Here is a 19,057-nt window from a genome sequence, read left to right on the forward strand (position 1 = left end):
GAGGTGCCGGACATTTTCACATGGGCTGGAATCTTTTTGATTGTCATCGCCGGCTTCCTGATTCTGCGTGCCAAAAAATTTAAATAATAGGCGGTTCTTGGGCCAGAGACGTCGTCCGTGAGCGGTAACTGTCGGCCAGAAGCTGACTGTCGATTGCGCAAAATAGCTAAGTGAAAAACGCTCCAGGCCGAGGCAAGTGCGCGATCAAGCAAACTTGACCAAATTGAGCGCCGACAAAGGACCTCCAGGGAACTGGACAAGCCGTGCCCCAACGTCAAGAGCGCCCAAGTCAATTCCAAAAAAACCCAACCGGCTGATCAAGCCACCGACGGTTTCCATTGCTTGCTGATCATCGCCCGAGAGAAACAGCACGCGACGCCCGCCTTCGCTCGCCGGGTCGCCAGAAATCAAATGCGGTTGCAGATGGTTAAAGGCCTTCACGACGCGAGCACCTGGCACCAGCTCAGAAAACACAGCGCTGGACGTGTGGCCTTGTAGATCAACTGGCTTGAACACCGGCGCTTCAATCGGGTTATTGGCATCAATGACAATTCGCCCTGCGAAGTCTGGCAACCCCGCCAATGCAACCGGCAGCCTTGACCAGTTCACGGCTACCAGCACGATCTCCTGTGCAGCCGCTTCTTCTCGTGTCCCGGCCTTTACCCACGGCCCCAAGCCACTAACCAGTTCGGCAAGCGATGCCGGACCACGGCTATTGGACAGAATGACGTTGATACCCTTGTTCGCCAGCGCCTTAGCAAAAGCGGAGCCGATGGCGCCCGCCCCGATCACACCGATAGTGGTCATGGTCAAAATTCCCTATGCAATGAAAGAGGTGGATCAGGCGGTAAAGCCACCGTCGGCGACGATGTCTGCTCCGGTGACGAAAGAGGCTTCAGGGCCCGCGAGGAACGCGACAACGCTGGCAATCTCGTGGGACTGACCGTAACGACCCAGCGCGATACCGGGTTTCACGATGTCACTCACTGGGCCGCCATCCGGGTTCATGTCGGTATCGGTCGGGCCAGGGTGAACGGTATTGACCGTAATGCCTTTAGGCCCAAGATCACGCACCAGGCTCCGGTTGAAACCGGTGATCGCGCCTTTGGTCAGGGTGTAGAGGGATGCAGTCGGGAACGCGGCATAACGGGTCATGGAAGAACCGATGTGGATAATCCGGCCACCGTCTTTCATGTAGCGAACAGCTTCCTGGGTGGCGACGAATACGCCCGTGACGTTGACGGCAATCATGCGCTGGTAGGTTTCCAACTCGATGCCCTCGATCGGGCCACCGAGGGCGAGGCCCGCGTTGTTTACCAGAATGTCGAGGCGGCCAAACGTTTCAACGGTATGTGCAACGGCAGCACGCACGGCTTCGGGATCGCCCGCATCAGCCGAGATCGCAATGGCGCGTCCGCCTACGCTGGCAATGGCCTGTACGACTTCTTCAGCCTTGGCAGGCGAAGCACTGTAGGTCAGCGCAACCAACGCGCCATCAGCAGCCAGGCGCTTGGCAACAGCAGCGCCAATCGAACGGGAACCGCCAGTCACCAGAGCGACTTTTCCAGCAAGCGGGAGTGTTTGGGTAGACATGAACATTTCACTCTTGGGGTAAGGTGAAATCATCATGGCCTCATGGAGATCAATTGATTAGAGTGCAATGACTTACATCATTTTCAAGCATTAGTATCAGGTGACCCATGGAAACCCTGGCCAATCTAGAATGTTTCGTTCGTAGCGCAGAGACTGGCAGTTTTTCCGCTACCGCACGCTATCTCGCGCTAACCCCAGCCGCTGTCAGTCGTAATGTGGCCATGCTTGAACGAAACATTGGCGTGAGGTTGTTTCATCGGTCGACCCGCAAACTGACATTGACCGAAGCTGGGGAACATTTCCTGGCTTCGATTGGCGGCAATCTAGACGCCCTTCAAAACGCCATCAGCTCAATTGCATCAGATCACGGAGAGCCCGCCGGGGCGCTGAAGGTGAGCATGTCCCCCACCTTCGGCATCAGTCATGTGCTGCCATTTCTCCCTAAATTTCTGGCCAAATACCCATTGATTCGCCCTGAGTGGCATTTCGAAAACAGGCAGGTAGATCTGATCGCTGAAGGGTTCGACGTAGCCATCGGCGGAGGGTTTGAGTTGGCTCAAGGCGTCATCTCACGCCCGCTCTCCCCAGCTCATGTCATCGCTGTCGCATCACCGAAATACATGCGCGGAAAAACGGTACCAACTGATCCGAGAGCCCTTGAGGACCTCAATGGAATCGTTATGCGGTCTAGTCGAACGGGCAGAGTCAGGCACTGGACCATGCGTGACAAGGAAGGCGTAGAAATGCCTGCCCAAGTGAAAGAAAGCATCATCGTCAACGATCCTGCGGCCATGCGCGAAGCTGCATTGTTGGGTTTGGGTGTCTGCTTTCTCGCGGTCCCGGATGTATTGAGCTGGCTCGAATGCGGCGACCTGGTGCGATTGGTGCCGAACTGGTACGCCGATGCCGGTACCATTTCTATGTATTTCGCTACCCGCTCTCTCATGCCGGCCAAGACCCGAGTGTTTATAGACTTCATCAGTGAAGTGTTTGAAAAGCAGCAACTCGCCCTAAAATTTTCAGGCAGATAGGACTGAGTCCCCTTTTCTCCCTCGATGACTATCTGTGCAGTTCGACTTCCTTCCGCCGCTCCTCCAAAAACAGTTTGAAGTCGATGTTTATCGCCACCGACCGGCAGCAATGGGTCGGCTTCAGCCCTTCGCGCGCTACCTTGAAGTCGCAACGTATTCCGGGGTTCAGAAACCAGGTACAGCGACCGCTGTATCACGTTTTGTCAGCCAATCTGTATCTAACGCGCACCCTCTGACTCCACTACTATCCCCTACTCTACCCAGGTACATCCCACCCGAGAGGCGCAAGCCGTTTTACGCTGACCTGACCCAACTTCCAATCCGTCACGTCTTCCTTTGGAGTTACGCCATGCCCGAGCTGTCCACCCTGTTGGCCTACGGTCTGATCTCACTGGCCATGGTGCTGACTCCCGGCCCGAACATGATCTATCTCATCTCGCGGTCGATCTGCCAGGGTCGAATGGCAGGACTGATTTCCTTGGGCGGCGTGGCGTTGGGTTTCGTCGTCTATATGCTTTGCGCCGCCTTTGGCATCACGGCTTTGCTGCTGGCGGTTCCGTATGCGTACGACGCCCTGCGACTCGGCGGCGCGCTCTATCTGCTCTATCTCGCCTGGCAGGCGGTCAAGCCCGGCGGCCGTTCACCGTTTCAGGTGCGCGACCTTCCCAAGGACAGCCCGCGCAAGCTGTTCATGATGGGCTTTGCCACCAACATGCTGAATCCAAAAATCGCCGTCATGTATTTGTCGCTGCTGCCCCAGTTCATTAACCCCGTGGACCACGGCAGCGTACTGGCACAATCGATCGTACTGGGCTTTACCCAGATCATCATCAGCGTGGGTGTCAACGCGCTGATTGCCGTCATGGCGGGCTCCATCGCGACATTTCTCGCAAGCAGACCCGTCTGGCAAATCGTGCAACGCTGGCTCATGGGGACGGTCCTTGCGGGCTTGGCCGTACGCATGGCCCTCGAATGGAGGCGCTAAATAAATTGATGAAAATTCACTGCCTGTTGGAGAACCGCGACCAATGAGAGTTATTCGAAGCAAAGACTTCACCGCCACTCGCGCCTGGGGTGCTGACGACATCGCGAACATGGGTGGCACCACGGTCCGCCTGCACTGGACTGACCAGCCCTATAAGTGGCACGTCAACGATGGTGAGGAAGTATTCGCTGTTCTCGACGGCACGGTCGATATGCATTACCGCGAGTCAGGCATCGAGCGCGTCGTGACGCTGGAGGTTGGCGACGTGTTTTTTGCCGGCGTTGGATGTGAACATGTTGCGCATCCTCGCGCACAAGCACGGATATTGGTGATCGAACGCGAAGGCAGCGTTTGAGTACACTCGCTTGCAATCACAGCCGCTAATGTGGCGGCACTTCGAAAAACAGCGGGCAGTACACCACGCGCCTTTCAATCCAATAAATCAACACGAACGGCCAAAAACAGTCACTCACTAAATCCGTGACGAGGCAAGGCAATCGAATCAAAGCCGCAAACAGAGCGAATGCACTTGATATCCATAAGCATGCCCTCCGCCCATACACCTGATACATCCAGCCGGATAGCACCGTGCTTATCAATCTGTTGGTGCTCGTTCGGTTTTGACCCAAGCTGCTGACTTCAGCTAACCCTTAGGCGGTCTGTGAAGACATACATAAGACCATCGATTACCAAGTATTCGGGCAGGTCATTGATTTCCGGTCGCCTGGGTCAAAACCGCATCAGCGCCAACATCCCTGATTCATCATTGTTCTCCCGTAACCCGTGTTTTGCTCTTCGTCAAAGTCAGGCTCAACAGTACCGAAATCAATATGATGCCGCCGACTGTGGTCAGCGACCATTGGATCGGCACGTGCCACCACGGCGCGATCAGCATCTTGCCGCCGATGAACACCAGTACGATGGCCAGGCCATATTTGAGCAAGTGGAAGCGGTAGGCCATGTCGGCAAGCACGAAATACAGTGCACGCAGGCCCATGATGGCGAAGATATTGGAGGTGAACACGATGAAGGGGTCGGTGGTGACGGCGAAGATAGCCGGGATGCTATCGACCGCGAAGACCACGTCGCTGGCCTCGATCAGTACCAGCACCAGGAACATCGGCGTCGCCCAGAGCAGGCCGTTCTGGCGCACTAAGAAGCGCTCGCCATGAAAGCCGTCGGTGATGCGAAGATGGAGCCTGTTACATCAACAAAAATCGTTTATTCGTTACGAATAGTTCGTTTTTTACGAAGTGTTGATTCAGGTGCTCAACTACCGGCAATCGCATTGGTTCTGCTCCGTGGTCAACGCGGGTGGCATGGTGCGCAGTTCCAGCAGTCCCGTCTCCTGCTCGATCGTGATGAAAAGGTCTACTACATCCTTCGACAGGCTTGGCAACTGGTAAGCCGGTGATGCAGGCGTATATTGATAATGTCGACCCAGGTAGTTGAGGCGATAAAAGATCGCCAATGGTGGGACAAGCGAAAGTGCTGGGGGCACTAGCGAATAACCCAGAACGTTTGGAGGTGTCACATGAGGCAGTATCAACGACTCTTTCTGATCGCAGGTCCGACCATGCGTCACTCGCCGGCGATGGAGCGGGCGATCGCACTGGCCGACGCTACAGGTGCAGCGCTGCATATCACGGTGTTCATCGAAGACTTCGACCTTATGCGGTTAATGAGCAACAGTGAACAACTTCGTGAGAGTTGCCGGCAGGAGAACCTGCTGTGGTTGACGGATGAGGCCGAACTCATGCGCAGGAAGGGCATCAATGTGACCACCGAAGTTGCATTGACCCCTGACCCGCTGCAAGAGATCCTCAGGCATGTGGCTCAAATGCAGCCGGATCTGATTATCAAGGACGTACATCATGAATCAGCGCTCAAACGCGTATTCGTCACGCCTTTGGATTGGCAGTTGTTGCGCGAATGTCCGACCCCCATACATCTGGTCAGCGAAGTCAGGTGTCCGCTTCCTCGGGTGATTGTGGCAGCGGTTGACCCATCGCATCCAGAGGGGCAGATCAGCGGAATCAACGACAGCATCATTCAGGCGGCGAACGAATTGGCGACGCAATGTGATGCTGAATTGCACATGCTGTATGCCTATGAACTGACACACACACACTTCTCTGATGCAGGTGCTGGCGCTGTGACGATGCCAGGCTTCAGCAACGACGTGCGCCGGTCACTCGAAAAGTGCTTCATTGCCTTGGCTGGACGCTATGGCGTGCCCCCGGAGCGACAACACTTCATTGCAGGACCACCAACCAAAGCAATGGCCAACTTTGCCACTCATGCTCGAGCGGATGTCTTCGTGATGGGAAATACCCATCACAAAGGGGTGGACAAGCTGGTTGGCAGTACCACGGAGCATGTTCTGTATCAGGTGCCTTGCAGCGTTTTGGCCATCAAGGGAGAAGTAGATGACTGAAGAAAAAAACCGCCACTATCGCAGCTGGCCGTTGGTGCTGATTTGGTTTTGACCCAATTGATACACGTCGCTATCAGCCGTGGAACAAGGGAAAGCTCGTCGGCAAAAAACGCATCCATTGCACCACCGACCAAATGCCCGAGGTCATGTGGTGCAATTTTCCCTGGGTCAGGTACGTGTGATCGAGACGCCACCATCCACCAGTGAGGCGGTGCCAGTGACAAAGGACGAGTCGTCCGAAGCAAGGTACAAAACCGATCTGGCCAACTCTTGGGGCGTGGCGACACGTTTCAGAGCGTGCAAGTTGGTCACGTAAGACTGCGCCTCAGGAGTGTCATTCATGCCTCGATACATGTCGGTGTCTACAGCGCCAGGCAGCACCGCATTGACACGCACGCCCTGGGGACCGAACTCCGCCGCCAGCGCCTGGGTCAGGCCGATGAGGCCGGACTTGCTTGCCGCATAGGCGGCCAACCCCGGGAAAGCAAAAGTATGGCCCACGAAGGTGGAAGTGAAGATGACCGAGCCGCCGCCATTTTTCAGCATCTGGGCAATCTGGTGCTTGGCGCCGAGGAAGGAGCCGGTCAGGTTGATTGCCAGGGTGTCCGTCCAACCGGCTTCGGAGACGTCAGTGGACGCGCCGCTTTCACCCATGATGCCGGCATTATTGAATGCAATGTCCAGGCGGCCAAAGCGTTCGACTGCCAATGCCACCAGCGCTTGGGCGTATTCCTCGGAGCGAACGTCGCCGGCCAGCGCCACGGCCTCGCCGCCCGCGCTTGAGATCTGGCTGACCAAAAGGTCCAGCTCGGCCTGTCGGCGTGCTCCAACGACCACCTTGGCCCCTTCAGCGGCAAACAGTTGTGCCGTTGCAAAGCCGATGCCTGCACTTGCACCGGTAATGATGGCAACCTTGCCCTCTAGTCGCTTGCTCATTTGAATCTCCTGAAAAGTGTTTATCGGAAATAACTTACTGAGCCCAGTGTAGTAGTTGACGTATGTCCGGATAAGCAGGCAAATAGAGGAGCTTGTGTTCGGTATTATCGAACAATCAAGTGACGCCACCGGATTGGCCCGGTGACAGCACACACCGCAGGGGCGCCGGGGGACGAGGCTGTATGGTCAAGCTGGACGGAATTTCGAACTTTGTTGCCATAGCGGAAGCGGGCTCCATCAGCGAAGCCGCCAGAAGGCTGCACCTTTCAAAGTCGGTTGTCAGCGAACGGCTCGCTGCCCTGGAGCAAAGTCTTGGAGCACCGTTGTTTCATCGAACAACGCGCAAGCTCAGCATGACAGAGGACGGGATAGCTTTCTTCGAAAGGGCCAGCCGCATCGTTTTGGAGGTTCAAGACGCAGTCGCAGAGGTCTCGGAGCGCCGCGGCACGTTGAGCGGACCGATGCGGTTGTCTGCCCCGGTCACGTTTGGGCGCATGCACCTTGGCCCGGCGCTGTACCCTTTCTTGTCCAGGCATCCCGCAATTTCGCTCACGCTGGAGCTGGACGACCGGCGAATTGACGCGGCGGCCGAGGGGTATGACGCCGTCATACGCCACGGTACGATCGAAGACTCCCGACTTGTCGCGTTGCCACTCGCCTCCAGCAGGCGATTTCTTGTGGCATCCCCGGCCTACATCAAGCGGCACGGTCAACCGACGACGCTTGACGACTTGGGTGGCCACAAAGCCATTTACTACACCAATCGAAACGTTGCTGACTGGCGGTTTCCGGACTTGCGCCCGGATGCCTTCGTCCGGCCACCGGCTTCGTTGCGGGTCAACAACGGCGACATGATGAGAGATGCCGCGTTGGCCGGCCTGGGGTTGGCACTTCTGCCGAGCTTTATCGTTGGAGAAGACATCAAAAAAGGCACGCTCGTCAGGGTGGACGTTGGAAGTGAATCCGCAGAAGAAATGATTTATGTAGCGCACCCCGAGGGCCGCAGGGCCTCGAAAAAACTTCAAGCACTTGTCACGGCGCTACGCGAGGCTTTCGGCAGCCCGCCCTATTGGGATGTGGGTTGATACAAAGGGGGCTATTGGTTGCGTAACAGAGGGCTGTTCACGAATCTCCTTCTTGTACGTTGACGTCAATGCGCAATGCAGGACGACGACGCTGAGCCTCCAGCTAACGCGCTGTTGAGCGATGACTGGCAGCGGCCTCCATCGCGCAGCTCGGCAAGCCCTCGTGGCCTCCTCAGCCAAGATCCATAAAAATTCTTTCAAACAAAACCCTTTTAAATCAACAAGATAAAAATCCACTTAAAATTATCGCGCAATTTGTCTTGCGCGCTAACTATTCACGCGTTAACTTTATATCACTTGCTTAGCGCACAAACATTTAGCACTAAAGACAACCCCCTTCAGTCAAAAATCGTAAGGAAAAAGCAACCATGAAAACTCTCTATACCGCAGTCGCAACCGCCACCGGTGGCCGTGATGGTCGTGCTGTTTCCAGCGACAAGATTCTCGACGTAAAACTGGCTACCCCGAAAGAACTGGGGGGAGCCGGGGGTGAAGCCACCAACCCTGAGCAACTGTTCGCCGCCGGTTATTCGGCCTGCTTCATCGGCGCATTGAAATTCGTTGCAGGCCAGAGCAAACGCAGCATCCCTGCTGACGCCTCGATCACCGCCCTGGTTGGCATCGGTCAGATCCCTGGCGGGTTCGGCCTGGACATCGACTTGAACATCAACCTGCCGGGTCTGGATCAAGCAGATGCTCAAGCGCTGGTCGACGCAGCTCACCAGGTTTGCCCGTACTCCAATGCCACACGCGGCAACGTCGACGTCCGTCTGCACGTCACCGTCTAACTCCACGTCCCTTCCTCATTGGTAGATATCCCATGAAAAAGATTTTCTCTGGCTTGGCCATCGCTACCGCACTCGCCACCACCTGCCTGGCCAATGCGGCTGACGTAAAGCCAACGGTGATTCTTGTGCACGGCGCTTTTGCTGACTCATCAAGTTGGAATGGCGTGGTGAAGATCCTGGAAAAAGATGGCTATCCAGTGATTGCCGCCGCCAATCCATTGCGTGGCGTTGCCAGTGATGCCCAGTCTGTTGCGAGCATCGTCAAAAGCGTCAAAACACCCGTTGTGCTGGTTGGCCACTCCTACGGTGGAGCAGTCATTAGCGAAGCGGCTTACGGCGGTCAGAATGTAAAAGCCTTGGTGTATGTCGCAGCCTTCACGCCAGAAAAGGGCGAAACGGCGGCGCAATTGTCTGGACGTTTCCCTGGGGGAACGCTGGCCTCGGCTTTGGCAGCCCCTGTTGATCTTGCTGACGGCGGCAAAGATCTCTATATCCAGCAAGACAAATTCCACGACCAGTTTGCGGCGGACGTATCTGCGGCGGACGCTCGCCTGATGGCTGCCGGTCAGCGCCCCATCACTGTTGCCGCGTTGAACGAGGCCGCTAGCGAGCCGGCCTGGAAAACCATTCCATCGTGGTTTGTTTATGGCGACAAAGACAAAAACATCCCACCCCAGGCCATGGCTTTCATGGCCGAACGTGCGCACGCCAGGCAAACAGTGGTAGTCGAGGGTGGTTCACATGTGGTGATGGTGTCCAACCCGGAGATTGTCGCCAGTCTGATCGAGAAAGCAGCACAATAAAGGCCACGGCTGCCGGGATTTTTACCCCCTGCAAACGAAAGGCCCGCACAAGCGGGCCTTTCGTTTGTTTAGAAATCCCTGCGAATACTCGTTTTTCATCACGATTGCTACTGCGTGGGCGAGCCGCTGTTTAGCGCATTACCACCACTTCCGAGACCGCCCATTCGCCTTTACGCGTCGATCCTCCATCTTTTTACCGTAGTTCCGTCACCGTTTTTCGCGCGCCCAGCGAGTGGCGTGGTACCGCCCATAAATGGCGTGTACACCACCTCGCTGGAATGGCAGCCAAGCTACCCGTGAAATCCAGGCGCGCCTTTAATGTATACAATGCGATTTAATTGTGTTTACATTTTGCCGCGCCTACGACATCGGTCATCGCCGCTGCGTATTGCGCTGGTCTCAAGCCATGGAACACTCGCAACTGCTCGCCCCCCTTGAGAATCTTCCAGCAATGCCGCTCGTCACTCACTTCGATGCTTGCCTGAGCTATCGAACGGTCGACGCATTCGTGTTTACCCCGTTCGCCCAGACCACCTGGAACATCCTCACCCCCTTGACTGATGCCAGCATTGATTCAATGGGCGGCAGTGACCTGACAGGCGAAAGCCTGTTGAGGTGCAAGGGTTTGCAGGGTCACCTGGATCACCTACCCATTACCTTGCGCCACTGCGCGGGGCAGTCGAGTACATGTGCCTCGCCAGTGTCCGTGCGTGTGCGTGTGTAACAGCACTGACCGATCCCGGCCACCCAGGAATTATCCCCACGCAGTGCCTGGTTGCAAGAGCTTCGCTCAAACCGAAAACCGGTGCCTGTAACAGCGTCAAGTTGAAACCAAACTCCAAGCAGGAAAGGAGCAAGTATGCCTAAGACTCTATTGATCAAGAACGCCGAACTTTTGGTGACGATGGATGGTGAGCGCCGGGAGATAAAGCGCGGTGGCCTGTATATCGAGGACAATCTGATCAAGCAGGTCGGCCCGAGTGAAACGCTGCCGCAACAGGCCGATGTGATTCTGGACATGACGGGAAAAGTGGTCATTCCAGGACTGGTAAATACTCACCACCACATGTACCAGAGCCTCACCCGTGTAGTGCCGGCGGCTCAGGACGGCGAGCTGTTCAATTGGCTGAACAACCTGTACCCGATCTGGGCACGCCTGACGCCTGAAATGATTTCGGTATCGACCCAGACGGCGATGGCCGAGCTGATTCTTTCTGGCTGCACCACCTCAAGTGACCATCTCTACATCTACCCTAACGGCTGCAAGCTTGACGACAGTATCCATGCCGCCGAGGAAATTGGCATGCGCTTCCACGCTGCACGCGGAAGCATGAGTGTAGGCCGTAGCCAGGGCGGTCTGCCGCCCGACTCAGTGGTGGAGAAAGAGAGCGCCATCCTCAAGGATTCGCAGCGTCTGATCGAGCAATACCATGATGCCAGCCACGGTTCGATGCTGCGCATGGTCGTGGCGCCTTGTTCACCCTTTTCGGTGAGCCGCGACCTGATGCGCGAAGCAGCGGTGCTCGCACGCCAGTATGGTGTGTCGCTGCACACGCACCTTGCCGAGAACGTCAATGACATCGCCTACAGCCGTGAGAAGTTCGGCATGACGCCTGCCGAATACGCCGAAGACCTGGGCTGGGTCGGCCCCGATGTCTGGCACGCTCATTGTGTGCAACTGGACCAGCACGGCATTGAACTGTTCGCGCGTACCGGAACCGGGGTCGCCCACTGTCCGTGTTCGAACATGCGCCTGGCCTCGGGAATCGCGCCGATCCGCAAGATGCGCGACCACGGTGTCCCGGTGGGCCTGGGCGTCGACGGTTCGGCCTCCAACGATGGCGCCAGCATGATCGGCGAAGTCCGCCAGGCGCTGCTGTTGCAACGTGTCGGTTTTGGCCCGGATGCAATGACCGCTCGCGAGGCGCTGGAAATCGCCACGCTGGGTGGCGCCAAGGTGCTCAACCGTAATGATATCGGCGCCCTGGCACCGGGCATGGTTGCGGATTTCGTGGCTTTCAACCTTGGCCATGTGGGCTACGCCGGCGCCCATCACGACCCATTGGCGGCGCTTGTGTTCTGCACGCCGACCACAGTGGACACCAGCGTGATCAATGGTCGTGTAGTGGTCAAAGACGGTCGTATCACGACGGTCGACCTGCCCCTGGTACTGGAACGCCACAATCAGTTGGCCCACCAACTGGTCAGCGGCGAGTGAAGGATTCATGCCGTTGCGCTCACCATTGAGCGCAACGGCGGGAAAACGGTTGCACCGACAACTCTCGGAGTGCAACTGAGACAGTGCTGTTAGACGCATGACAATAACAAAAGCGAGCTAATCACCATGACTTCTCCCGCTTCAACTCGTCCAGAGGACGAAAACCTCGGAATTGGCGCCAACCTGGCCTACGGTCTTCAGCATGTGCTGACGATGTATGGGGGCATCATCGCGGTGCCCCTGATCATCGGTCAGGCTGCCGGCCTTGCTCCCGCCGAAGTTGGTATGTTGATCGCCGCATCGCTGTTCGCCGGCGGCCTGGCTACCTTGCTGCAGACACTGGGCATTCCCTTCTTCGGCTGCCGCCTCCCTTTGGTCCAGGGGGTTTCCTTCGCCGGTGTCGCCACCATGATCACCATCATCGGCAATGACGGCTCTGGCGGGCTGCCAGTCGTGTTCGGGGCGGTAATCGCGTCGTCGTTAATAGGTCTACTGATCACACCGCTGTTCTCGCGCATCATCAAGTATTTCCCGCCGCTGGTGACGGGAGTTGTCATTACCACTATCGGGCTGACCCTGATGCCGGTGACGGCGCGCTGGGCCATGGGCGGCAACAGCCAGGCCGCTGACTTTGGCAGCACGTCCAACATATCCCTGGCGGCGTTCACGCTGGCTACGGTGCTGCTGCTCAGCAAGCTGGGAAGCGCCAGCCTCTCGCGCCTGTCGATTCTGCTGGCGATCGTCATCGGGACGCTGGTCGCGACAGCGCTGGGCATGGCCGACTTCTCCCAAGTGCTTGAAGGCCCTTTGGTCGCACTACCTGAAGTCCTGCACTTCGGCGCCCCCCAGTTCCATCTCGCCGCGATCCTGTCGATGCTGATCGTGATTATCGTGACCATGGTCGAGACCTCCGCCGACATTCTCGCCGTCGGCGCGATCATCGAAACCCGGGTCGACTCCAAACGCCTCGGCAATGGCCTGCGGGCAGACATGATTTCCAGTGCCCTGGCGCCACTGTTCGGCTCGTTTACCCAGAGTGCCTTTGCGCAGAACGTTGGCCTGGTCGCCGTAACCGGCGTGAAGAGTCGTTATGTAGTAGCCACCGCAGGCCTGATCCTGGTGACTCTCGGCCTGCTGCCGGTGATGGGGCGCCTGGTCGCAGCCGTGCCCACCGCTGTCCTCGGTGGGGCCGGCCTGGTACTGTTTGGCACCGTCGCAGCCAGTGGCATCCGCACCCTGGCCCAGGTGGACTATCGCAACAACATGAACCTGATCATCGTTGCCACATCGATTGGTTTCGGCATGATCCCGATCGCCGCGCCAGGTTTCTACCACCATTTCCCGACCTGGTTCGAGACTATTTTCCACTCCGGCATCAGTTCGGCAGCGATCATGGCCATTGCGCTCAATCTGCTGTTCAACCACCTGCGGGCCGGAAACTCCGACCAGCAGTCAGTGTTCGTCGCCGCCACCGAGCGCACTTTGCGCTACAGGGATATCGCCGCGCTCAACGATGGTGATTTCTTTCGCGATGGCAAATTGTTCGACTGTGACGGCAAAGAAGTGCCGATTGTGGAAATCGAAGAACACCATGAGCCTGCCCCGGCACCGCGTAAAAAGCGCCTTTTGCAGGAGCACTGATCAGCGATGAGCCAATGAAAGCGGCGCGCAGGCGTCGCTTTCGTTTCAGCAGTCGAGAAGTCCGAATCAGCCTGATTAGTCGCGCAGCCATTGGCGCTCTGTAAACAAAAACATCAGCAAGCCTTTGAAGTTCATCAAGTCGACAAGGCAACCCGCCCTACCCCGGCAAACTCAACTTCCACTTGCACCCCGGCCGGCGCCCAGTAGATACCGGTCCAGCTACCAGTAGCCACCAAGTCACCGGCTCGCAAGGGTTGGCCCTGTGCTGCTGCATGACGCGCCAGCCACGGCAGGGAACTCAGCGGATCACCGAATGGATGGCTGCCAACGCCGACGAATGCAGGCTCTCCGGCCACCCGTAACGCCACCTGTTGCCTTGACCAATCCGGCATGTCCCCCAGCGTTTGCGGGGCACCGAGTACCAGCGCGCGGTTGAGTTGCTGATCGGCCAGCCGAAGCAATGGCGCGGCCTGGTCACCCTGCAGCCAGCGCGTGCCACACAACTCGATGCCCGGCATCCATACATCGACCGCCGCATAGGCCGTGGCCAGATCAGTGTGCTCGTCGAGGTCGCGGGACAGGCGCACGATCAGCTCTCCCTCGATCCCGAAACCGAAGGCATCGCCCGGCGGAACCTGCCAACCCGACGGGTGTATTGCCATTGCCGGAACCCCGGCGGTGCTGATCAGCCCTCCGGGCGCGCCACCCAGTTTCCACGCCGCTGGCGACGCGGAAGCGAACCAGCCGAGGGCATCCGCTACCTGGTGCTGCACGGCGTAGGCTTGGGCTTCGCTAGCCAGCTCCAGGGTTGGCAACGGTTGTTGGCGCCCCTCACGCCAAGCACGAATCAGGCTGGCGGCCACCTGCGCGACCGCACTCACAATGGCAACTCAGTCTTGCGTCGGCGCAGTTGCGCGGGTGCCGGGCGCTCGCACGGCAGGAACAGGCCGCGACCCGCCTCACCACGCGGCTCGCCGTCCCAGACCACCTCACCGCGAGACAGGGTCATGGCCGGCCATGCGCTCAGCGTCATGCCGGCGTAAGGCGTGTAATCGACGTTGTGGTGCAGCATTGCGTTGCTCAGGTGCACCGATTCACCTTCGTTCCAGATCACCAGGTCAGCATCAGCACCAATGGCGATGCTGCCCTTGCGCGGATACAACCCATACATCTTGGCGGCATTGGTAGAGGTCAGCGCGACAAAGCTTTGCGCGGTGATGCGCCCACTGCGCACGCCTTCGGACCAGAGCAGCGCCATGCGGGTTTCGACACCGGGAATGCCGTTGGCGATCTGGTCGAACGACACCTGTTCACCGTGGGCCTTCTTGCCATCCGGGCCATCGAAGCGAAAGGGTGCGTGGTCGGACGAGAAAATCTCGAACGAGCCGTTCTCCAGGCCATCCCAGATCACCTGCTGGTTTGCGGCATCGCGCGGCGGTGGGCTGCAGATGCACTTGGCACCTTCGAAGCTGTCGTCACACCCCAGTGAGTCGGCGGTCAGGAACAGGTACTGCGGGCAGGTTTCGGCGTACACCTTCAGCCCCAGGCTCTGGGCCCAGCGAATCTGCTCCACGGCCTCGCGCCCCGACACGTGCACGATCAGGATCGGCACGTCCACCAGCTCGGCAAGGGCGATGGCACGATGGGTCGCTTCGCGCTCCACCAGCATCGGCCGCGACGCGGCGTGGTAGCGCGGTGCAGACAGCCCGGCCGCCAGGAGTCGCTCGGTAAGCCAGGCGATGCAGTCGCTGTTCTCGGCGTGGAGCATCACCATGGCGCCCTCACGGCGCGCGACCGACAACGTCTCGAGAATCTCCCGGTCGCCCAGCTTCAGGGCATCGTAGGTCATGTAGATCTTGAACGAGGTATAGCCCTCGGCAATCAAGGCCGGCAGTTCTTCACGCAGCACCTGCGGGGTGGGGTCGGTGACGATCAGGTGGAAGGCATAATCGATCACCGGCTTGTTACCCGCCCGACGATGGTAGTCATCGACGGCAGCGCGCAGGCTTTCGCCCCTCTGCTGGCAGGCGAACGGGATGACGGTGGTGGTGCCGCCGCAGGCCGCCGAGACCGTGCCGCTGAAGAAGTCATCGGCCATCACCGAGCCGTCGCCAGTCGGCTGGTCGAGGTGCACGTGGCTGTCGATGCCACCCGGGGTGACATGCCGGCCTGCCGCATCGATTTCCTGGAGACCTTGCGCCAGGTCCAGGCCAAGGGAAACGATGCGCCCGTCGCGAATACCGATATCGCTGGTGAACGTGTCCGCGGCGGTTACCACGCGGGCGTTGCGAATCACCGTATCAAAAGGTTGCATACCAGCCCTACTCCAGAAGTACCCGGCCCCGGCCGGTCAGGCGGCGCATGTCTACGCCCGTGCTTTTGAACATGTCCGGGACCACGGTGGTAACGGTGTCGAATACCCGCTTAGCTAACCATCACCTCGTCCAGCGCCTGCTCGAGGGTGCTGACCGTGCGCTCGATATTGTTCAGCTTTTCGAGGCCGAACAGACCAATGCGGAAGGTCTGGAAGTCGGCCGGCTCGTCGCATTGCAACGGCACTCCGGCGGCGATCTGCAGGCCGTGATTGGCAAATTTCTTGCCGCTCTTGATGTCCGCGTCATCGGTGTAGCTCACCACGACGCCAGGGGCCTGGAAGCCGGCTGCGGCCACGCTTTTGAAGCCTTTGCCGGTCAACATTGCACGCACCCGATCGCCCAGGGCCTGTTGTTCGCCGCGGACCTTGTCGAAACCGTAGGCTTGGGTCTCTTTCATCACTTCGTTGAATCGCGCGAGGGAATCGCTGGGCATCGTCGCGTGGTAGGCATGTCCGCCCTGTTCGTAGGCCTGCATGATCTGCAGCCACTTTTTCAGGTCGCAGGCGAAGCTGCTGCTTTGGGTCTGTTCGATGCGCTCGAGGGCCAGGGAACTGAGCATCACCAGGGCGCAGCACGGGGAGGCGCTCCAGCCTTTCTGCGGTGCGCTGATCAGCAGGTCGACTGCGCATTTGTGCATATCAACCCAGATCGTGCCCGAGGCGATGCAGTCCAGCACGAACAGGCCACCCACCGCATGCACGGCGTCGCCGACGGCCCGCAGGTAGTCGTCGGGCAGGATGATCCCTGATGAGGTTTCAACGTGGGGGGCGAAGACAATCTGCGGCTTTTGCGCTGCAATGGCTGCCAGCACTTCGTCCAGAGGCGGTGGAGCGTAGGCAGCCTGGCTACCGGTGTCGACCGGTCGGGCTTTGAGCACCGTGGTGGCCGCCGGGATGTTGCCCATCTCGAGGATCTGGCTCCAGCGATAGCTGAACCAGCCGTTGCGTATCACCAGGCATTGCTGGTCGGTGGCAAACTGTCGCGCCACCGCTTCCATGCCGAACGTGCCGCTGCCCGGGATCACCGCAACCGCCTGGGCGTTGTAGACCTGTTTGAGGGTCGTGGAAATGTTCTTCATCACGCCTTGAAACGACTGCGACATATGGTTGAGCGAGCGGTCGGTGTAGACCACTGAGTACTCGACCAGCCCCTCAGGATCGATACTGGGATATAGCTTTGACATGGAGTGACTCCTTTGGCAGAGATGTCAGTGGTATCGACCCTGCCCTAAGCCTTGGCAAATGACAAGATTGCCCGGGATTGAATGGCGACTTCTATCGAACGGCTGGCGCCACAGTGTGATTGCCACGCCATCAAGCTCGCTCAAGCCAGGCACGGGCGATTTCTTCGCGCGTAGCAAACCAGACACCGCCGTGCTGCTTGGCATACTCGATGAATTGCTTGATCGCCCTGACCCGGCCGGGACGGCCCACCATGCGTGGGTGCAGTCCGATCGACATCATGCGCGGTCCTTCAGCCGACTCCTCATAAAGCACCTCAAAGCTTTCTTTCATGTACTCGAGAAAGTCCGATGCCTGCGACAGCCCCGGAGAGTTCCAGTAGCGGAAGTCGTTCACGTCAGCGGTGTAAGGCACAACGAGGTGGCGCTTACCCTCGACCTCGACAAAGTAGGGAACATCATCGTTGTAGGCATCGGAGTCGTAGAGAAAGCCACCCTCCTCAGCGACCAGCCGACGGGTATTGACGCTGGCACCATACCGGCAATACCAGCCAACGGGGCGCTTGCCACAGGTGCGTTCGAAGGACTCGATTGCCAAGCGTATGTGTTCACGCTCCTGTTCTTCGGTCAGGCGAAACACTTCCTCCCAGCGATACCCGTGACTGCAAATCTCATGGCCACCGGCAACGGCGGCGCGAGCAACATCAGGGTTCTGCTCGAAGGCCACTGCGCATGCATGAAAGGTCGCGCGAACCGATTGCTGGTCGAGAATATCCAGGATTCGCCAGATCCCGACGCGAGAACCGTACTCATACATCGATTCCATCGCCAGATTGCGGGTGCCGTCGGGTATTGAATAGCTGCCCCATTCGGTCATTGATTCCTGGTCCGGGTCGCCCATGGCGAGCGAGCGCTCGGAGCCTTCTTCGTAGTTGATCACCAGGCTGACGGCCAATCGTGCGCCATTCGGCCAGGAGCCTTGCGGGCGTTGTCTACCGTAGCCCACTAAATCGCGTGCAGGTGAAACCATCGGGATCTTCTCCTGAAGTGACGGGTTTTATAAGTACGTAGCGAAGGTAGCGGCTTAGCAGTCGATATCCTTCAGTCGGTCATGACTGGAGGTGCTGTCCGATTCCCACTCGCTGAAGGCAAGCCCCATCGCCAGGGTTTGCGCAATACAGAACGAAGCGGTGAGTGAACGAAAACCAAGCAGTTCGGCGTCGTTGACCTCAATCACCGTATCGGCCATCTGCCCGATAGGGCTCAGAACACTGTCAGTGATCGCCACCAACGTCACGCCTGCCTGGCGCGCCTGGCGACAAGCCTCGACAGTGTCACTGGCGTACGGCGGAAAGCTGATGGCTATCAACAAATCATCATTGGCAATGGCGCTGACCTGCTCGGGCAACGTGCCGCCGGCACCACTGATTTGCACGGTTCGCCGGCCCACACGACTCAACGCGTAGCTCAGATATGCCGCCACCGGAAAAGCACGCCGCATGCCGATAACGAAGGTCGTACGCGCGACTTGCAGATGGGCGATGGCGGCTTCTATATTGGCCTGTTCGCCGCCTTCGGCCAGGTGTTCCAGAGAAACGATATTGGCCTGGCTGAACTCACGCAGAATCGCGCCGACGTCACTCGGGTCCTCCAGCAAAGTTTCACCGCCATAGTGCCGAATACGTTCGCTGTGGGTGTCGGCAGCCTGTTGCAGCGGTGCACGGAACAGGCGCTGTAAATCCTTGAAACCCGCAAAGCCAAGGGCCTGAGCCAGCCGAATGTAAGCGGAGGGCGCGATGTTTGAGCGCTTACCCAGTTCGGCAACCGTGTTGAGTGCGATCTCATGCGGGTTGTCGATCAGGAATCGCGCAGCATCGCGCAGACGACCGGTCAGTTGCTCGTGCTGGGACGCTATACAGTCACGCAGCTCTGCAAGGGTTTCAGGTAAGGCCATGATGAAAGCTCGTAAAATTAGAAGAGTGTAC

19 protein-coding genes and 2 pseudogenes are annotated in these 19,057 nt (G+C 58.3%); 11 read left to right on the plus strand and 10 right to left on the minus strand.

The window, feature by feature from the left end:
- Positions 1-204: 204 nt before the first annotated feature.
- Both KW839_RS16490 and KW839_RS16495 read right to left on the minus strand, forming a co-directional pair.
- Entirely contained in the window at positions 205-807 is a 603-nt protein-coding gene (locus KW839_RS16490) for an NADPH-dependent F420 reductase (protein WP_218424937.1), read from the minus strand.
- Between the two features lie 33 nt (positions 808-840).
- Positions 841-1,593: a 3-oxoacyl-ACP reductase family protein gene (locus tag KW839_RS16495; RefSeq protein ID WP_218424938.1), complete on the minus strand. Its 753-nt coding sequence runs from the start codon at positions 1,591-1,593 to the stop codon at positions 841-843.
- A gap of 107 nt (positions 1,594-1,700) precedes the next feature.
- Between KW839_RS16495 and KW839_RS16500 the strand changes: the two genes are divergently transcribed.
- From KW839_RS16500 to KW839_RS16510, 3 genes are all read left to right on the plus strand, one after another.
- Positions 1,701-2,624, plus strand: coding sequence for a LysR family transcriptional regulator (locus KW839_RS16500; RefSeq protein WP_218424939.1), 924 nt, complete (start codon positions 1,701-1,703; stop codon positions 2,622-2,624).
- Positions 2,625-2,973: 349 nt separating this feature from the next.
- Positions 2,974-3,609 carry a LysE family translocator gene (locus KW839_RS16505; RefSeq protein WP_218424940.1) on the plus strand — a complete coding sequence of 212 codons (636 nt, stop codon included), beginning with the start codon at positions 2,974-2,976 and terminating at the stop codon, positions 3,607-3,609.
- Between the two features lie 43 nt (positions 3,610-3,652).
- Positions 3,653-3,964 (plus strand): cupin, encoded by a 312-nt coding sequence (locus KW839_RS16510; protein ID WP_060543882.1) that lies wholly within the window; start codon positions 3,653-3,655, stop codon positions 3,962-3,964.
- A 110-nt stretch (positions 3,965-4,074) separates the two neighbouring features.
- Here the strand turns inward: KW839_RS16510 and KW839_RS28145 are convergent.
- Both KW839_RS28145 and KW839_RS16515 read right to left on the minus strand, forming a co-directional pair.
- Positions 4,075-4,211, minus strand: a pseudogene (locus tag KW839_RS28145) (MFS transporter); the annotation flags it as partial.
- A gap of 161 nt (positions 4,212-4,372) precedes the next feature.
- A pseudogene (locus KW839_RS16515) lies at positions 4,373-4,810 on the minus strand (hypothetical protein); the annotation flags it as partial.
- Here KW839_RS16515 and KW839_RS16520 point away from each other — a divergent pair.
- Together KW839_RS16520 and KW839_RS16525 are read left to right on the plus strand one after the other, a co-directional pair.
- The gene (locus KW839_RS16520; protein WP_218424941.1) at positions 4,778-5,023 is read left to right on the plus strand and encodes a hypothetical protein; all 246 of its coding nucleotides are present in this window, start codon (positions 4,778-4,780) and stop codon (positions 5,021-5,023) included. The pseudogene KW839_RS16515 and the gene KW839_RS16520 sit on opposite strands and share 33 nt — an antisense overlap.
- A gap of 120 nt (positions 5,024-5,143) precedes the next feature.
- Entirely contained in the window at positions 5,144-6,046 is a 903-nt protein-coding gene (locus KW839_RS16525) for a universal stress protein (RefSeq protein ID WP_060543799.1), read from the plus strand.
- Positions 6,047-6,214: 168 nt separating this feature from the next.
- Here the strand turns inward: KW839_RS16525 and KW839_RS16530 are convergent, their stop codons facing one another.
- Positions 6,215-6,982 carry an SDR family oxidoreductase gene (locus tag KW839_RS16530; RefSeq protein WP_218424942.1) on the minus strand — a complete coding sequence of 256 codons (768 nt, stop codon included), beginning with the start codon at positions 6,980-6,982 and terminating at the stop codon, positions 6,215-6,217.
- A gap of 182 nt (positions 6,983-7,164) precedes the next feature.
- On the opposite strand from KW839_RS16530, the gene KW839_RS16535 reads away from it, so the two are divergent.
- The 6 genes from KW839_RS16535 to KW839_RS16560 all read left to right on the plus strand — a co-directional run bounded on the left by KW839_RS16535 (position 7,165) and on the right by KW839_RS16560 (position 13,517).
- Positions 7,165-8,067 carry a LysR family transcriptional regulator gene (locus KW839_RS16535; RefSeq protein WP_060543807.1) on the plus strand — a complete coding sequence of 301 codons (903 nt, stop codon included), beginning with the start codon at positions 7,165-7,167 and terminating at the stop codon, positions 8,065-8,067.
- Between the two features lie 368 nt (positions 8,068-8,435).
- Positions 8,436-8,855 carry an organic hydroperoxide resistance protein gene (locus tag KW839_RS16540; protein WP_218424943.1) on the plus strand — a complete coding sequence of 140 codons (420 nt, stop codon included), beginning with the start codon at positions 8,436-8,438 and terminating at the stop codon, positions 8,853-8,855.
- 32 nt (positions 8,856-8,887) lie between these two features.
- Complete coding sequence (locus KW839_RS16545) at positions 8,888-9,658, plus strand: alpha/beta fold hydrolase (RefSeq protein WP_060543809.1); 771 nt, start codon at positions 8,888-8,890, stop codon at positions 9,656-9,658.
- 451 nt (positions 9,659-10,109) lie between these two features.
- Positions 10,110-10,382 carry a hypothetical protein gene (locus KW839_RS16550; RefSeq protein WP_218424944.1) on the plus strand — a complete coding sequence of 91 codons (273 nt, stop codon included), beginning with the start codon at positions 10,110-10,112 and terminating at the stop codon, positions 10,380-10,382.
- Between the two features lie 135 nt (positions 10,383-10,517).
- Positions 10,518-11,876, plus strand: coding sequence for an 8-oxoguanine deaminase (locus tag KW839_RS16555; protein WP_218424945.1), 1,359 nt, complete (start codon positions 10,518-10,520; stop codon positions 11,874-11,876).
- A gap of 126 nt (positions 11,877-12,002) precedes the next feature.
- Complete coding sequence (locus tag KW839_RS16560; RefSeq protein ID WP_060543812.1) at positions 12,003-13,517, plus strand: nucleobase:cation symporter-2 family protein; 1,515 nt, start codon at positions 12,003-12,005, stop codon at positions 13,515-13,517.
- Positions 13,518-13,651: 134 nt separating this feature from the next.
- Here KW839_RS16560 and KW839_RS16565 read toward each other — a convergent pair whose 3' ends face one another.
- From KW839_RS16565 to KW839_RS16585, 5 genes are all read right to left on the minus strand, one after another.
- On the minus strand, positions 13,652-14,398 hold the full coding sequence (locus KW839_RS16565; protein ID WP_218424946.1) for a fumarylacetoacetate hydrolase family protein: 747 nt from the start codon (positions 14,396-14,398) through the stop codon (positions 13,652-13,654).
- A complete protein-coding gene (gene hydA, locus KW839_RS16570) occupies positions 14,395-15,831 on the minus strand; it encodes a dihydropyrimidinase (RefSeq protein WP_218424947.1) in 1,437 nt (478 codons plus the stop codon). Before hydA ends, KW839_RS16565 begins: the two co-directional genes overlap by 4 nt.
- A 110-nt stretch (positions 15,832-15,941) precedes the next feature.
- Positions 15,942-17,075: an aminotransferase class V-fold PLP-dependent enzyme gene (locus tag KW839_RS16575; protein ID WP_218424948.1), complete on the minus strand. Its 1,134-nt coding sequence runs from the start codon at positions 17,073-17,075 to the stop codon at positions 15,942-15,944.
- Positions 17,076-17,205: 130 nt separating this feature from the next.
- A complete protein-coding gene (locus KW839_RS16580; protein ID WP_218424949.1) occupies positions 17,206-18,102 on the minus strand; it encodes an allantoinase PuuE in 897 nt (298 codons plus the stop codon).
- 54 nt (positions 18,103-18,156) lie between these two features.
- On the minus strand, positions 18,157-19,026 hold the full coding sequence (locus KW839_RS16585) for a MurR/RpiR family transcriptional regulator (protein WP_060543817.1): 870 nt from the start codon (positions 19,024-19,026) through the stop codon (positions 18,157-18,159).
- Positions 19,027-19,057 lie beyond the last annotated feature (31 nt).

This window comes from Pseudomonas sp. PDM31, from assembly GCF_019218965.1.
In the GTDB taxonomy this organism is placed as follows: domain Bacteria; phylum Pseudomonadota; class Gammaproteobacteria; order Pseudomonadales; family Pseudomonadaceae; genus Aquipseudomonas.

Coding starts and splice junctions, on each gene's coding strand:
- KW839_RS16580 (WP_218424949.1), bottom strand. CDS start 18,102: ATGGTTTCACCTGCACGCGATTTAGTGGGCTACGGTAGACAACGCCCG.
- KW839_RS16530 (WP_218424942.1), bottom strand. CDS start 6,982: ATGAGCAAGCGACTAGAGGGCAAGGTTGCCATCATTACCGGTGCAAGT.
- KW839_RS16585 (WP_060543817.1), bottom strand. CDS start 19,026: ATGGCCTTACCTGAAACCCTTGCAGAGCTGCGTGACTGTATAGCGTCC.
- KW839_RS16550 (WP_218424944.1), top strand. CDS start 10,110: ATGCCGCTCGTCACTCACTTCGATGCTTGCCTGAGCTATCGAACGGTC.
- KW839_RS16535 (WP_060543807.1), top strand. CDS start 7,165: ATGGTCAAGCTGGACGGAATTTCGAACTTTGTTGCCATAGCGGAAGCG.
- KW839_RS16505 (WP_218424940.1), top strand. CDS start 2,974: ATGCCCGAGCTGTCCACCCTGTTGGCCTACGGTCTGATCTCACTGGCC.
- KW839_RS16555 (WP_218424945.1), top strand. CDS start 10,518: ATGCCTAAGACTCTATTGATCAAGAACGCCGAACTTTTGGTGACGATG.
- KW839_RS16490 (WP_218424937.1), bottom strand. CDS start 807: ATGACCACTATCGGTGTGATCGGGGCGGGCGCCATCGGCTCCGCTTTT.
- KW839_RS16520 (WP_218424941.1), top strand. CDS start 4,778: ATGAAAGCCGTCGGTGATGCGAAGATGGAGCCTGTTACATCAACAAAA.
- KW839_RS16510 (WP_060543882.1), top strand. CDS start 3,653: ATGAGAGTTATTCGAAGCAAAGACTTCACCGCCACTCGCGCCTGGGGT.
- KW839_RS16500 (WP_218424939.1), top strand. CDS start 1,701: ATGGAAACCCTGGCCAATCTAGAATGTTTCGTTCGTAGCGCAGAGACT.
- KW839_RS16525 (WP_060543799.1), top strand. CDS start 5,144: ATGAGGCAGTATCAACGACTCTTTCTGATCGCAGGTCCGACCATGCGT.
- KW839_RS16545 (WP_060543809.1), top strand. CDS start 8,888: ATGAAAAAGATTTTCTCTGGCTTGGCCATCGCTACCGCACTCGCCACC.
- KW839_RS16560 (WP_060543812.1), top strand. CDS start 12,003: ATGACTTCTCCCGCTTCAACTCGTCCAGAGGACGAAAACCTCGGAATT.
- KW839_RS16575 (WP_218424948.1), bottom strand. CDS start 17,075: ATGTCAAAGCTATATCCCAGTATCGATCCTGAGGGGCTGGTCGAGTAC.
- hydA (WP_218424947.1), bottom strand. CDS start 15,831: ATGCAACCTTTTGATACGGTGATTCGCAACGCCCGCGTGGTAACCGCC.
- KW839_RS16495 (WP_218424938.1), bottom strand. CDS start 1,593: ATGTCTACCCAAACACTCCCGCTTGCTGGAAAAGTCGCTCTGGTGACT.
- KW839_RS16540 (WP_218424943.1), top strand. CDS start 8,436: ATGAAAACTCTCTATACCGCAGTCGCAACCGCCACCGGTGGCCGTGAT.